Annotated in this window: 17 protein-coding genes; 7 read left to right on the plus strand and 10 right to left on the minus strand. The window is 36.8% G+C overall.

What is annotated here, in order from left to right; all coding sequences use genetic code 11:
- Nucleotides 1–5 precede the first annotated feature (5 nt).
- Nucleotides 6–1,622: a thymidylate synthase gene (locus DWQ18_03090; protein ID RDJ33912.1), complete on the minus strand. Its 1,617-nt coding sequence runs from the start codon at nt 1,620–1,622 to the stop codon at nt 6–8.
- A 31-nt stretch (nt 1,623–1,653) separates the two neighbouring features.
- On the minus strand, nt 1,654–1,935 hold the full coding sequence (locus tag DWQ18_03095) for a hypothetical protein (protein ID RDJ33913.1): 282 nt from the start codon (nt 1,933–1,935) through the stop codon (nt 1,654–1,656).
- Nucleotides 1,936–2,060: 125 nt separating this feature from the next.
- Here DWQ18_03095 and DWQ18_03100 point away from each other — a divergent pair, with 125 nt between their 5' ends.
- The 3 genes from DWQ18_03100 (at nt 2,061) to DWQ18_03110 (ending at nt 5,266) form a co-directional block, all read left to right on the plus strand.
- Nucleotides 2,061–2,903 carry a hypothetical protein gene (locus DWQ18_03100; protein RDJ33914.1) on the plus strand — a complete coding sequence of 281 codons (843 nt, stop codon included), beginning with the start codon at nt 2,061–2,063 and terminating at the stop codon, nt 2,901–2,903.
- 56 nt (nt 2,904–2,959) lie between these two features.
- Nucleotides 2,960–4,873, plus strand: a complete 1,914-nt coding sequence (gene acs, locus DWQ18_03105; GenBank protein ID RDJ33915.1) for an acetate--CoA ligase — start codon at nt 2,960–2,962, stop codon at nt 4,871–4,873.
- Between the two features lie 78 nt (nt 4,874–4,951).
- Nucleotides 4,952–5,266 carry a hypothetical protein gene (locus DWQ18_03110; GenBank protein ID RDJ33916.1) on the plus strand — a complete coding sequence of 105 codons (315 nt, stop codon included), beginning with the start codon at nt 4,952–4,954 and terminating at the stop codon, nt 5,264–5,266.
- On the opposite strand, the gene DWQ18_03115 is transcribed toward DWQ18_03110, so the two are convergent.
- From DWQ18_03115 to DWQ18_03130, 4 genes are all read right to left on the minus strand, one after another.
- A complete protein-coding gene (locus tag DWQ18_03115) occupies nt 5,261–5,506 on the minus strand; it encodes a hypothetical protein (protein ID RDJ33917.1) in 246 nt (81 codons plus the stop codon). The genes DWQ18_03110 and DWQ18_03115 overlap by 6 nt on opposite strands.
- Before the next feature lie 33 nt (nt 5,507–5,539).
- Nucleotides 5,540–6,688, minus strand: coding sequence for a glycosyltransferase family 2 protein (locus DWQ18_03120; protein ID RDJ33918.1), 1,149 nt, complete (start codon nt 6,686–6,688; stop codon nt 5,540–5,542).
- Nucleotides 6,689–6,801: 113 nt separating this feature from the next.
- Entirely contained in the window at nt 6,802–8,202 is a 1,401-nt protein-coding gene (locus tag DWQ18_03125) for an NAD-dependent succinate-semialdehyde dehydrogenase (protein ID RDJ33919.1), read from the minus strand.
- Between the two features lie 14 nt (nt 8,203–8,216).
- Complete coding sequence (locus tag DWQ18_03130; protein RDJ33920.1) at nt 8,217–8,654, minus strand: hypothetical protein; 438 nt, start codon at nt 8,652–8,654, stop codon at nt 8,217–8,219.
- 461 nt (nt 8,655–9,115) lie between these two features.
- Between DWQ18_03130 and DWQ18_03135 the strand changes: the two genes are divergently transcribed.
- Both DWQ18_03135 and DWQ18_03140 read left to right on the plus strand, forming a co-directional pair.
- The gene (locus DWQ18_03135; GenBank protein RDJ34331.1) at nt 9,116–9,361 is read left to right on the plus strand and encodes a hypothetical protein; all 246 of its coding nucleotides are present in this window, start codon (nt 9,116–9,118) and stop codon (nt 9,359–9,361) included.
- 242 nt (nt 9,362–9,603) lie between these two features.
- On the plus strand, nt 9,604–9,885 hold the full coding sequence (locus DWQ18_03140; GenBank protein RDJ33921.1) for a hypothetical protein: 282 nt from the start codon (nt 9,604–9,606) through the stop codon (nt 9,883–9,885).
- 18 nt (nt 9,886–9,903) lie between these two features.
- On the opposite strand, the gene DWQ18_03145 is transcribed toward DWQ18_03140, so the two are convergent.
- Nucleotides 9,904–10,287, minus strand: a complete 384-nt coding sequence (locus DWQ18_03145) for a hypothetical protein (GenBank protein ID RDJ33922.1) — start codon at nt 10,285–10,287, stop codon at nt 9,904–9,906.
- A 102-nt stretch (nt 10,288–10,389) separates the two neighbouring features.
- On the minus strand, nt 10,390–10,614 hold the full coding sequence (locus DWQ18_03150) for a hypothetical protein (GenBank protein RDJ33923.1): 225 nt from the start codon (nt 10,612–10,614) through the stop codon (nt 10,390–10,392).
- Nucleotides 10,615–10,770: 156 nt separating this feature from the next.
- On the opposite strand from DWQ18_03150, the gene DWQ18_03155 reads away from it, so the two are divergent.
- Complete coding sequence (locus DWQ18_03155; GenBank protein RDJ33924.1) at nt 10,771–11,748, plus strand: dienelactone hydrolase family protein; 978 nt, start codon at nt 10,771–10,773, stop codon at nt 11,746–11,748.
- Nucleotides 11,749–11,808: 60 nt separating this feature from the next.
- Here the strand turns inward: DWQ18_03155 and DWQ18_03160 are convergent, their stop codons facing one another.
- Nucleotides 11,809–12,012, minus strand: a complete 204-nt coding sequence (locus DWQ18_03160; GenBank protein RDJ33925.1) for a hypothetical protein — start codon at nt 12,010–12,012, stop codon at nt 11,809–11,811.
- A 167-nt stretch (nt 12,013–12,179) separates the two neighbouring features.
- The gene (locus tag DWQ18_03165) at nt 12,180–12,674 is read right to left on the minus strand and encodes an Hsp20/alpha crystallin family protein (protein ID RDJ33926.1); all 495 of its coding nucleotides are present in this window, start codon (nt 12,672–12,674) and stop codon (nt 12,180–12,182) included.
- A gap of 135 nt (nt 12,675–12,809) precedes the next feature.
- Here DWQ18_03165 and DWQ18_03170 point away from each other — a divergent pair, with 135 nt between their 5' ends.
- Nucleotides 12,810–14,447 (plus strand): thermosome subunit, encoded by a 1,638-nt coding sequence (locus DWQ18_03170; GenBank protein RDJ33927.1) that lies wholly within the window; start codon nt 12,810–12,812, stop codon nt 14,445–14,447.
- The last annotated feature ends 327 nt before the right edge of the window (nt 14,448–14,774 follow it).

Genomic DNA, 14,774 nt, shown 5'->3' on the forward strand with positions numbered 1-14,774 from the left:
TAATTTTATTTAATGTTTTTTCGTTTTTCTTCTGTTCTTTTTTCTGATTCAAATCTTTCTAATTCGTATTCATTCATGTCTGCAAATTTAATTATATTAGAAAGTGTTGGATGAGCTTTGTTAATTTGTTTGAACATGTCTTGAGCTACCTTTCTATAATCTACATGTCCTTGTGGAACCGTTCTTAGTTCTATTAGATGAGTTGCCTCTCTAAGATTTAATCTCATAAAGTATGGATAGTTATATGCAAAATTTACCACGTACTGAGCTTGTTCTGGATGCTTTATTCTGATTTTATTAAAAACATTTTTTGTTTTATCCATGCATTCTTTGTATTCTCTTTCCATGTTTAGAATTGAAATCTCTTTTGGTGTGACAAATCCGTGATCTGTAGTCAAGAGTTGTCTTTCAAGAGTTAATGCACGATGCCTGTGAAAATCTCTGAACATTCCAAAATTGTTTATCAGATCAAACGTATAGTTTGTCATCTCAAATGCTCTAGATGGTCTATGACGCCTATTTTTTCTTAATTTTGCTAAATATTCTATGATCTTTTTCTTTTTTGTGATGGGCATCTTCTTTACTGCATCAAGTATTGTTTTGTATGTCAAACTTGGTGATTGCTCGTATAATGATGCAGAGATGATTTTATTCATTGCACCAGTCTCTGATTCATACTCTACAAGTTTTGTAATTGATTTTGTTGAGATATTTTTTCTAGCTAACTCATTTGCATTTTTCTTTGCTAATTTCTTTATGTCATTTAGATAATCTTGCAGTGCCTTACCATACTTGTCATTTGAGCGTCTGACAAAAGATTTGATTGTAGTATCCAATTCTACCTTGATTTTTGAGGCTAAATCTTGCTCTTCTTTGAGATTTGAGCTATAAAGAATTGTCAATAGATATTCAAATGCTCGTCCGTTTCCAGTAATTCCAACATTTGTTAGTGTTGATGCTGGCAGCAGTCCTCTAAGTATGTCAAGTGCTTTAGCTTTTGTAGAGCCATTGTAAATCATATTTGCAGATTTTATGTCTTGTTCGTTTTTTAATTTTGAAAATAATTTTTCTTTTCCATCATTGGAATCTTTGAATGTGTATTTCTCAATTGGAAATTTTTCTCTAACGTATTTTATCATTGGCTCAATACTTTTGGAATACACATCAAATGAAAAATTACATGCATCAATGTAATCATCAGCAAATTTTGTTTTCATTAAATCTGGATCTCGATAAAATCTGTATTCTCCATTTACTTTTTTATTCCATGTTACATATCGTGAAGATTTTTCCAAGTATGACAAACCGATTCTTCTATCTTCAATTTTTTTAACTGCAATATTTGATAGACCTTCAATTGCAATCTGTGCCTCACCAAGCTCTGCAACTGAATCGTCTCCATACTCAATTAGTACTCTATTGTAAAATTCCTCTCCTCTGTTTTCATTTTTTAAAAACTCATCAAGAAAGACACGTCGCATGTTTTTGTCCGTTCTACTATACCTTGACATTAGTGCACCGCGATCAACTTGTCTTGGGGTAATTATTGCAAAAACAGAATCGTCCGTGTTTGAGAAATGATCAGCTAGGATCTTTTTTTCTTTATCAGAAAACTCAGACAATACGACTTGAGAGTAATCTAATTATTAATTTCTATTTCTTTCCTATCTGGATCAGATCTGGTGCTTTTGTGCTTTGCATTCCTTTTGATTGCCATCTTAGTAATACTTCTTTGAATGCATTTGCATCTTCTTCGCTTTCAGTATACATTAGCATAGTTACCCATCTTCCCTCGCCAGCTTTTCCGCCAACTGAGTTCATCCAAAACTTGCTTGGTAATGTCTGCATAGCTTTGTTGTCTGCATCTTTGGAAATCTCTTTCCACCGATTTGCAACAAAATCCAGAATCTGGACTAGTCCATTTCTATCTATCATGGTTCATCTAAAACATCAAGGATTTTAATATCTTGCAGAAATTTTGATTTAGTTAAATTATTCTTACTAAAACTAGAAACCTTACTAACACAGTCTTGGTTATATGTACAACTAGAGTTTTGCGCATGAGCAATGACGATATCGAGATAATCGGTAAACAAGTCAAAGACATGTACGGTACCTCCATGGGAAAGGTAATCGGAACAATAACTGACATTGATGGAAGCATTCAGACAGTTGGCGTAGACTGTGGTTCACAAGGGCTCCAGCAAATTCCTTATGAACAATTGGTTGCACAAGGCAATGTTGTTATTTTCATACCAAAATGGAGACTCGATTCACAAAGACTATTGCGCGAAAAAGGTCTAACACTGCGTCGCCTCAAAGCTCTGATGGAAATTGTTTCACAAAACGATGAAATGAAGGATGATGCCGAAGTCATTCATGAAAAGTACAAGGCAAAACTTTTCACATTGGGTGAGACAGAACACGAAATCACAGCTAAACTAGAAGCAAGACTTGCAGAGTTAGATGAGCAAATGAAGGCAGTAAAGATGCTGGTCTTCGATGCTAAAGTGCAATACAAGAGCAACGAAATTTCTGAATCTGTGTTTGAATCAGTAAAGCGCGAAACTACTGATCTAATCGAACACATAACTCATGAGAACGCAGAAATTTCAAATGTTCAAAGAAGAATCAATGATCTTGAAATGGAGGTTCAACAAACATTAGAATCTCCAAAGCAACATTTGCAAGATTCAGCCGTCTCATATCTTGATGATAGCTCCAACATAGAGTCAAAGCTTCCTGAAGCACCAACACATGAACCAACAACTGCACCCTCAGATACACCAAAAGAAGCTGAGCGTGCACCACAAATACCACAACCACCCCAACAGGTGACACCAATCACATCTCAACCAAAAGCACCCCAAGACGACTGGCTTGCTAGAATGGAAGCACAATAGTTTTTTTTTAAACTATTTTTTTTAACATTTAGATAGTTTATTCTATAATCGATTTCATGGCTGAGACATTTAACATTGGTCTTGGAAATAACGACACTCAAACACGTAAACGAGCCGAATTTGATTTTACTTCTTTTTGGGCAGAACAGGCAAAGAAACTGGATTGGTTTGAAGACTGGGATGTTACACTTGACTGGAATCCTCCATTTGCAAAATGGTTTGTTGGAGGAAAAATTAATGCATCGTACAATGCGTTAGACGTTCATCAAAAGACCAAATCCAAAAAGACTGCAATTTTTTGGGAGGGCGAAGATGGAACTTCAAGAAATATCACCTATGAGGAGATGTGGATTACGGTTCAAAAATTTGCAAATGCCCTAAAATCACTTGGCGTCAAAAAAGGTGATAGAGTCACAATTTACTTGCCAATGGTGCCTGAATTACCAATATCCATGCTTGCATGTGCAAGAATTGGGGCAACTCACACTGTAGTCTTTTCTGGGTTTTCTGCAACGTCTCTTGCAGACAGAATTGAGGACTCTAAATCAAAGATTGTAATTACTGCTGATGGTGGTTTTAGAAGAGGCTCTGTTGTTGAGCTAAAATCTGTAGTTGATGAGGCAATTACAAATAATGACTCTGTTCAAAATGTCATCGTTTTAGAGAGAACAAAAACTCCCATCCAAAAAAATCCTAGAGATTTACTATGGAGTGATCTGTTAGAGTCCTCATCAGCCGACTGTCCTGCTGAAAAACTAGACAGCACTCATCCTCTGTTTATTCTATACACTTCTGGCACTACTGGAAAACCCAAGGGAGTTCTGCATGGAACTGGGGGGTATCTTACTCACATTCACTCTACATTTGGGTGGGCATTTGACATCAAAGACTCTGATGTCTTTTTCTGTACTGCTGATATTGGATGGGTTACAGGACACAGCTATGTTGCATATGGTCCCTTGTTACATGGGGCAACTCAAGTAATCTATGAGGGTGCACCTGATTATCCATCTCCATCACGAATGTGGGAGATTCTACAAAAATACAAAGTTACAATATTTTACACCACTCCTACTGCATTGAGAATGTTTATGAAATTTGGAGATGACATCCCAAATTCTTTTGATCTTTCTTCTTTGAGATTACTTGGAACTGTAGGTGAGCCAATTAATCCTGAAGTTTGGAAGTGGTACTACAAAACTATTGGAAAGCAAAAATGTCCAATCATTGATACATGGTGGCAAACTGAAACTGGCGGTATGCTTATCTCTCCGTTGCCTGGTCTAGAAACTATTCCGCTAAAACCTGGTTCTGGAACCTTACCAATTCCAGGAGTTGACATTGCAGTTGTTAATGAAGAAGGCAACGATGTAAAACCAAACACAAAAGGATACTTGATAATTCGCAAACCTTGGCCTGGAATGCTACTGACTCTTTGGGGTGATGATACAAAATATCAAACAGTCTATTGGTCAAAATACAAAAACTGTTACTATCCTGGGGATTATGCGATAAAAGATGAGGATGGATACTTTTGGTTGCTTGGACGAGCAGATGACGTCCTCAAAGTTGCAGGACATAGAATTGGTACTGCTGAGCTTGAGAGCAGCATAGTTGCACACCATGATGTAGCTGAATCTGCCGTATGTGGAATTCCAGATACAATAAAGGGTGAGGTAATCATTGCATTTGTTGTCCTAAAAGAAGGAATTTCAAAATCACACGATACATTGAGAAAAGAGATAGTATCTGAGATTCGAAATGGAGTAGGGCCTATTGCTACTCCTGAGCAGATTTACTTTGTTTCAAAATTACCAAAGACTCGCAGTGGGAAAATCATGCGTAGATTACTAAAGGCAATAGCTAGTAAGGAGAAGATCGGCGATGTAAGTACCCTTGAGGATGGGGCCGCAGTAAATGAAGTTCAATCAGCATTTGATGAGCTTCAAAAATCAATTAACAAAAATTAATTTCTGATCTCTGAGAATTTTTAGAGCTGTTCGTTCTGCACAAACATCATGTTAAACTTTTAGGGGTTACTAGAAAATATGAAAGTCATTTTGGTCCTCTTATTGGTTACCGGAATGATTTTCATACCTGGAACAGCATTTGGGTGGAAATCATTATCGTATGAAAAAGAGTACTGTTCGATAGAATGCAGTACTTCTATTCAAAGCATTGATCATGCTGCACCTATGAATTTCATTTTATTGGGAGTATTTTCAGTAATAGGCCTTGGCATATTCTATAAAATTTCTAGAACTGGCAAGTTTGATGTATTTACCCTCAATTGTGATGAATGTGGAAGAAAGACAAATGGCCTAAAATGCCCATACTGTGAGACAACAAAACAAAGACTATGAGAAATTTCTTATCTCAAATGCCAACTCTCTAGATTTTTTAATCGCTTGTCTTAACTCTGAATGAATTTTTGATAATTCCTCTTCTGGGGCATCGTATTTTTTCTTCATCTGGTACTTTTCTGCCAAAAACTCTACTTCTTCTATACTTCTTCGTAATTCCCACTTTAATCCCATAATCTTGTGCTTTATCCACTCTTTACCGTCTGCATCTGGGTTGACAAAATAATCCCCAATATCCATTAGATGTAATTTGGAATAATTTGATTTAAGTAATTAAGCCCAGACTTTTTCTCTAAAGGTCCATCTCTTATTTAGAATAAAGTTGCTAAATGCAGCAGTAATTACAGCTAATATCAGTGCAATTGGATATGATAATCCATTACTGTCTACAAGATAAAACACCATTCCAAGCTGAACTAGTGCACCAAATGAGCTAAATGCAACAAACTTGCCATATTGCGTTAATGTTCTCTTTATTCCAAAGTCCCTATCTCCAAATGTCCATGCTTTGTTAAGAACAAAGTTTGATGTCATGGATAATGCAATTCCAATCATGTTTGCATGAAGATACCAAAGCTCTGATGGGCCACTTGCAAACAAGAGTGATGCGATAAAGTTTACTGCAAGTCCTGATGCTCCAACAGTGAAAAACCTCGCAGCTTTTGAGAGGAATTTTACTGATGCTCTCTTTTCATTGACTCTTTCTGGTTTTCCAAATCGGTATAGCTTCCAAACATCACGAAGATAATTCAAAATTGTAGATGTACCAAGCTTGCTTGAGCCAAATTCTCTATCAATAAACGTGTAAGGAATTTCATGAATTTTTACTCCTCTTCGTTTAACCAAAATTTCTAAGAGCATTTTGTAACCTTTTGTATCAAATTTTAATCCGTTAATGATGTTTTTTCTAAATGCAAAGAATCCTGACATTGGATCTTGTGCATCAACTCCAAGTCCTGATTTTGCAATCTTTGTTGCAATTTTGCTCATAAGCTTTCTTTTGATTGACCAACCTTGAATTCTGCCACCTTTGGTGTATCGTGATGCGACAACTAAATCATATTGTGATTTTATTGATTCTATCATTTTTGGAATCAAGCTTGGTGGGTGAGAAAAATCACTATCCATTACTACGATGGTTTCTCCTCTCGCTTGCTGGATTCCGTTTAAGACTGCAGAGCTTAATCCTTCTTTTGCTTTTCTATGAATCACATTTATTGTATAATTTGTAAAACCCTTAATTGACTTCCAATAGTCCTCGACAATTTTACCAGTACCATCCGGTGAATTATCATCAACTACGATTGCTTCAGTTAGCACATTTTTTGGGATATGCTCGCCAATGGACTTTAGAATTTGTTTAATGTTTTGCGATTCATTATAAGTTGGAATAATGATTGATACTTGCGTTTCCTGAGCCATCCTGTTATTTTGATGAGATTTTGAATAGAATTTAAACTGTTAATTTATCGATATGATGCAAAAGGTTGCAATTTTCAAACAATTTATGCGTGATTTTATCTGATCTGAGTAATTTACTCTACAAAATGAGTCCTAACTAGCTGGTCATAATATCTAATTGATTTCATGTTGACAAACTCTAGCATTCCATATCTTGACAGCTCTCGTCCAAAACCGCTCTTTTTTACTCCTCCAAATGGAATTCGTGGATCAGAGACTAGAACGTTGTTAACTGAGACCATTCCTGATTCAATTAATCTAGAATACTTGTCTGCCTTTACAAGATCCTGTGTCCAAAGACTTGCACCTAATCCAAAGCATGTATCATTAGCATACTTGATTGCATTTCTTTCATCTTCCACTACTGTGATTGCGGCAACTGGTCCAAAGGTTTCCTCGTATCCTACCTTCATCTCTTTTGTAACTCCACCAACAATTGTTGGCTTGTAGAAGAATCCTTTATCTCCAATTCTTTCTCCACCAGTCAAAATTTGTGCGTTATGTTTTCTTGCATCATCAACTTGCTCATCTATTGTTTCAAGACCTCCTTTGTTAACCAGTGGCCCGATATCTGTGTCTTCAGATAATGGGTCCCCGACCTTTAGCTTTTCAGTATTTTTTACAAACTTTTCAATGAAACTGTCTGCAACATTTTTTGCAACAAAGAATCTTTTGGATGCAACACAGCTTTGGCCACAGTTAATGAAACGTCCCTTTACTGCACCTTCTGCTGCTTTGTCCACATCTGCATCACTACAAACTATGAAAGGATCACTTCCTCCAAGCTCAAGAACACATTTCTTTAATCCTCCAGCTGCTTTCTGACCTACTTTGATTCCAACTTCAGTACTACCGGTAAATGTAATACCTGAAACATCTGAATCCAATATGTGTCCTGCAACTGACGAATTTCCAACTGCAGTCTGAAATACTCCTGATGGTACACCAGCTTCAGCAAGAATGTTTTCTATTTCTATACCACACTGTAATGTTGCACTAGCTGGCTTTAGGACAATTGTATTTCCTGCAGCAAGTGAAGGTGCTGCAAATCTAAGAGCTTGCCAATAAGGAAAGTTCCATGGCATGATGCTGCCAATTACTCCTAATGGCTCAAATGCAATGATACTTTTTCGCGCATCTGTGTTTAGGACTTCATCATTAAGAAAGACCTGACCATTATCTGCGTAAAACTCCATTGCCCAAGAACATTTTATTAATTCAGAACGTGATTCTTTGATTGGCTTTCCCATTTCCTTTGTAGCAACTTCAGCTAGCTTGTTAGATTGCTTTCTTAATTCCTGGGAGACTATCTGTAAGATTTCCGTTCTTCTCTTCCAGTCCTTCTTCCATTCTCGAAAAGCATCTTTTGATTTTTTAATGATATGTGTAACTTGATCCTTTGAAATTGTTTCATATGTTGCTAGTTCTTCTCCAGTGGCTGGATTAATTGTAGTAACGTTTTGCGCTTGACTCATTGTGGGAATTTGTACTACTTTGATTTAGTCATATTAGTCTTGTTAAACTCTGCTAACATCTTGGCATAGTTTTCCATCATCATTTTCATGAAGCTATCCCAAGTTCGTATTGTGTCTAATCTAACCTGGAGATGGTTCTTGAATAAGTTACCATACACATCGATCTGAGCTGTCATCAAGTTTGTGAAAGTTTTGTTTGCCTCACTAAACATCTTTAACACATTTTTATCTAAATTTAGATTATCAAAGAACTCTTTTTCAGAGATATAGCATGTCCCAAAAACATTATCAAGTGAATGAAGATATTCTCTGTAATAATCTGAATACATCTGAATGTATAATGGAACTTGAGACTCTGCCTTCTGAATAATCTCTGAAGTGCTACTTTTCATTACATCACAGATTGAGATTTTATCCTCTTTTGGTTTTGATGTTGGTTTGTCTGTTACCAAGATATCTAATACCTCAAGATAATATTTAAGGTGGTGTCCAAACTTGCAAGACGAAATTGGAACAAATCTGTTTTACTCATCCGATTCATTGATAAGATAAAGAATACTATACAAAATGGGGAATGGGCATGAATAATGATTCCAACATTGAAGATATTGATGAAGAGTTTAGGCTATTAGCTGAAAAACGAAAAAAACTTGCAGAATTAACAAGGGGATTATCCAGCTCTGAAATTCCTGCAGCAGAATCTAATCCAAATCCAGACTCTATACAAGAACCTCTTTCCGAACCTGAACCACTAGAGGAGCCAGTTGAGGAAATTACTTCTAGCGTTGAAGAAAAAGAGACCTTTGAAAAAATTGAGAATGAAGAGGTTGCCAGAAAACCCACCAAAGAAGCTCCATCTGAGGATGATTCTGAAAAATATGATGACGGTAAACTTGCATTATCAAAAGATGAAATTCTAGAGTTTTGTGACCGAATAATCACAAAATGGCAAAATGATCCAACAAAGGATGCAAGACATATTTTTGCAATGAATGCTGTAAAGACCAGCGTCATCTGGACTGAGGAGGAAACCCTCAAAGAGATATGGAAGGAGATATTCACATGGGCCTTTGATATTTTATACAAAAATGCTATCGCTCAAGCAAAGGGTGAAAACATGAAGTGGTCTCAAATTTTAGATCAGATTGGAAAGAGCTAAAATATCTAACTTGTAACTGAACCTGCAAGCATCTTTTCTACTTCTTCTTTGTGCTCTTTGCAGTATAGTCCTGACTCCTTGCATTTTGGGCAATTAAGATACTTTGTAAAGTCCATATCGCCCAATTTTTGATGATAGGATATAGATCTTTCTAATGATTCATCAGTATGTGAAACTTTTTAAAAATTGTCTACTTTGAGAATTAAGAAACTCATTAAATAAAAGAAGAAAACGGTTACTGTATGGATGCACCTGTCGATGACACTTATCACTTGATCATCCGAACAAAAAATTCCGATGATCTTCCTGATGTTGAAAATTATATTCGTGATCTAGATAGAAAAGGATTCTTTAGAGATTTGATTAAACAGGGGAAACTAACAGTTGAGGAAGTACAGAAATTACCTTTTGCAAAAATGTGTGAAATTTTCTTTAGACGAGAGCATCAAACTCTAAAGAGTGGGGACATTAGAATCTTCAAAAATACCGGTGACTATTCAATATACTTTGATTCTGGTGAGTAGTCAAAAAATAAAAACAGATTACCCGACTGTGTAATCTGCATAGTTGACTTCATTGAGAATTCTATCAATGATCTGTTTTTGACCTCCTTTGTTGTCAATTGTGACTAGCAGCAAGTTTCCACTTGAGAGTGGAATTGTTACTCTTCGAAGCTTTTCATAAACTGCTAATGTGTACAATCCTTTTCCAATCTTGTCATAGTGACGCATTCTTGATTTCCATGCCTTTGCTGCATGCAGTAGTGTTTCTTGGGTTTCTTCTGGTGACAAATAAAGTTCAGAGTTGCCTTTTGATTTTGACGTCAATACCTTTCCTTCCATGTCGCACACTGCCGCATACCTGATATTCTCGTCTAATGCCAAAACTCTTCCTAATTTTGTTTCATAATCAAGTTTCTGGGACATTAATTTAGGTATCATTTACGTTAAAGATAAAATGCAACTCAAAGATAATTAAAATTCGTTTATTATTTTCTCAAATTTCTCTCAAGTTTTTACTCTGAAACTCTATGGTAATTTTCCGCCTAGTTTGTATGATAATTCCTCTTTTTCTTCTTCTATCAATTTGAGCATCATGTCTTCTGATTCTTGATACTTTTTGATATTCTCTTCGGCAATCTTTTGAACTCCTGACTCTTCTTCGGAAAATGGGAGTGCCATCAATGATGCCACAGCTACAATAACTGCTACTCCTAGTATTACTCCAATCATGGTCTTTTTTGATGTCTCCATCAAGTCTCCTATTGGTAAATTTTGAGATTAATCCTATGTTGATCATTTCGCACAAATCTGCTACTGCTTGTAGGGCTTGAATTGATAATTTTCCTATGAGACATGGCAAAATCGACATTTTTTAGCACATAAAATAAAATACTCTGTTAAAGAATTATCATTATGAAGAGTCTTGTTCTAGTTATTGCACTTTCAATAATTTTTAGTGCCGTCCCACTATCCTATTCTCAATCAATTGCATACTTTCCACCGCCAATGAAACAAATTCAAGATGGAGTGTTACCATCAAGCATTACTTGCACTGAGGGATTAGAATTAATCTTCAAACTATCTAATGGTAGCCCTGCATGTGTAAAACCTTCTAGTGTAGTAATATTGTTAGAGCGTGGTTGGGGTGCTCATTCATTACCTGATGTAGTCCCAGATGCAATTCAAAATTCTGATGAGACAAAATACGGAGAATACAAAGTTACAACCAGTATGGTAAACTATGATGAATACTCTGGATTCCTTGCAAAACCAACTTCATCTGAATCATTTCCTGGAGTAATTCTAATTCATGAATGGTGGGGCCTAAATGAAAACATCAAAGATACTGCAGAAAAACTTGCATCATATGGATATGTGGTTTTAGCAGTTGACCTCTTTGATGGAAGTGTAGCTACCAATGCTCAAACTGCAATGGCTCAGGTAAGTGCGTTTGACCAAGAAAAGGCAATCATGAACATGAATTCTGCAGTAGAGTATCTTAAGACATCAAATGATGCTCAAATGATTGGTTCTATTGGTTGGTGCTTTGGTGGTGCACAGTCACTAAACCTTGCATTGGAGAATCCAGAAGTTGATGCCACTGTAATCTATTATGGTAGACTAGTTACTGATTCTGATTCTTTGTCTGTGTTATCTGCACCAGTGCTTGGAATCTTTGGAGAATTAGACCAAGGAATTCCACCAAGTGTGGTAAATGAGTTTGAATCTGCACTTGATTCACTGGAAGTGCCAAATGACATCTACATTTATCCAAACGTGGATCATGCATTTGCTAATCCTACAGGTGAGCGATATGCTCCTGAAGAAGCAGACGATGCATGGGATAAGACTTTGGAATTTTTAGAGTCAAATCTCAAATTGTAATTTTTTAATAAAAAAAGTGTGGAGGAAAAGGACAACTCCACACGGGATTTTTCTCTCGAATCACCTTGTGCTCAGACTAGTAACATGTCCCTGTGTAATGTCTTTTGAAAACTGCTCAAATCCTAGAGCACAGTCTGCGTGAATCCTCTCTAGTGTTGCATAGTTGCAGTTTCCACAAAGCTGTTGTATTGGCTGTCTGCATTCTGAGCACCAAGATTCAACTTGTAACTCATTTCCACAGTTCCGACATAGCTCGTCTGGCATTTCTTTTCACCTATGGGAAATTTCTTCTACCGATTCTCCACTTGCTAATTTTTGTCGGTGTATGCGAAAACTTTTCTAGCGACGTCTTGACCGACTTTATTGATTCCTTGATGTGGGAGATAGGTTGTTCTGTTAGTGATGATAAATCCTTCACTTGACTTCACCTCCTACTCCACTGAGACCATCTTGCCTTTTGGTTTCTCTTCGGCAAGGGTCAGTTCTACTTCAAGAATTCCGTTTTTGTAAACTGCTTTTGCAGAATTCTCATCCACTTCGTACTTTAGTGGAACTGTAGTGCTGTATCTTCTGTCTCCGTGTTCTGCTGAAATTGAGACCGCATTATCCACTACATTGACCTTGATGTCTGACTTTTCAATTCCCGGCATCTCAGTCGTGAGTTTCAGCTTGCGTTCTTTTTCATTTAATATCTCATCAACAAATGGCTCTCTTACGCTAGAATCTGCAATTGCAGTTGTTGGTCTAACGTTTCCCCATTCGTTAATTCGGGGTTTGCCATCAGGACCAATGGTCATCTGATAGCCATAGTAATATGGACCGAATGTCTGAATACGGTCTGCTGGTCCTTCGAAGACGTCATCGGCGGTAAAAAAGCGATTCGACAATCTTCGAAATGTCTTTTCGAATTGGTCATCAAACCACATATGTTGTTCACCGGATATGTAATATCTATGACATTATTTAAGAATTTGTGTGTTTCAATTGATTAATTACATAATGTCTCATATATTACAAATCTTAAAATATTGGATTACACATAATGCGCACTTGATGGAATAATGACATCACAACCACAAGTTATCCTTCTAAAAGAAGGAACAACTCAAACAAAAGGTAATGATGCCCAAAAAAATAACATCCAAGCTGCCAAGCTAATTTCTGAAATAGTTAGAACCAGTCTTGGTCCAAGAGGAATGGACAAGATGCTAGTAGACTCACTTGGAGATGTTACCATTACAAACGATGGTGCAACAATTCTCAAAGAGATTGATGTACAGCATCCTGCCGCAAAGATAATGGTTGAGACAAGTAAAGCAACTGACACCGAAGTCGGTGACGGTACAACTTCAACTGTTGTGTTGGCCGGTGCACTATTAGAAAAAGCAGAAGAACTAATAGCAAAAAATGTACATCCAACTATTGTAGTTGATGGGTTCAAAAAAGCATCTGAGAAAGCAATTCAGATGTTAAAAGAAATTGGCATAAAGGTAGATCCACAAGATAAGAAATTTTTGAAAAAAGTAGCAACAACAACTTTGTCATCAAAGCTAGTATCCAATGATGCAGATACACTTGCAGACATTATAGTTGATTCTGTACTTTCCGTAGCTGAAAAACAAAGTGATGGATACAAAGTAGACATTGACAACATCAAAGTGGAAAAGAAAGGTGGCTCCTCCATCAGAAACACTAAACTTGTTCACGGGATAATTCTTGACAAAGAAGTAGTTCATGGTGGAATGCCAAAAAGAGTTGAAAATGCAAAGATTGCACTCATTAACTCTCCACTAGAGATAGAAAAAACCGAGTTTGATGCAAAGATTAACATCAACTCCCCAGAGCAAATTCAAAACTTTATTGATGAAGAAAATAGAATGCTCAAAAACTTAGTTGACAAGGTTTCTAATTCTGGGGCAAACATAGTCTTGTGTCAAAAAGGAATTGATGATATGGCACAATACTATCTTGCAAAAGCAGGAATTATGGCCGTTAGAAGAATCAAAGAAAGTGACATGACAAAACTTGCAAAAGCAACCGGTGCAAGAGTTGTTACAAACATCAATGAACTTTCAGAAAAAGATCTTGGCCATGCAAATCTTGTTGATGAAAGACAAGTTGAATCAGACAAATGGGTATTCATTGAAGGATGCAAAAATCCAAAAGCTGTGACCATCCTTGCAAGAGGTGGTTCACAAAGAGTAGTCGACGAAGTTGAGCGTTCAATTCACGATGCTCTAATGTCAGTAAAAGACGTCGTAGAATACCCATATGTTCTAGTTGGAGGTGGTGCCGCAGAAGCACATGTTGCAAACAAACTTCGAGAATGGACCAACTCCCTTGATGGACGACCTCAATTGGCAGCACAAAGATTTGCAGAAGGAATCGAGACTATTCCTCTAGTCTTGGCTGAAAATGCAGGAATGGACCCACTTGACACTCAGGTTCAACTGAGAGCAAGAAGTTCCAAAGGAAAGGCTTCGTTTGGTATAGATGTAATCAACACCAAAGTTGCCGATCTTGAATCTGAAAACATCTTTGAGCCCCTAGCCGTAAAAGAACAAGTAATCAATGCGGCTACAGAGGCAGCCTGCATGATTCTGCGAATAGATGATGTTATTGCAGCATCAAAATCCCATAGTTCTCCACCACCGGGAGGACCTCCTGGAATGGGTGGAATGCCAGGAATGGATATGTAATTTTCATATCCTTTTTTTCTTATTTTTTCTCAAATAGCATACCACAAGTTGCCCGTCATATACTAATAATTCAAACGTGTATAGATATCATGCCACTAACAGTGCTAAAACATAACGACTCCATAGGACAAAACCTAGTTGAAAGTGAGGCCAAAAACCCTCTTTCAACTATTGGTTCAAAGACTAATTGGACATATGTTGCAGGATTATCATGGATATTATTAGATGACGAGTTTGAATACTAATGATATCAATCATTAGAAAATACTAAATAGAAAAACAGGTTTCATAAACAATGCAAAAAACTCTCTTTACACTTATCATATT

The sequence above is a fragment of the Thermoproteota archaeon genome (genome assembly GCA_003352285.1).
Taxonomy (GTDB): Archaea; Thermoproteota; Nitrososphaeria; order Nitrososphaerales; family Nitrosopumilaceae; genus PXYB01.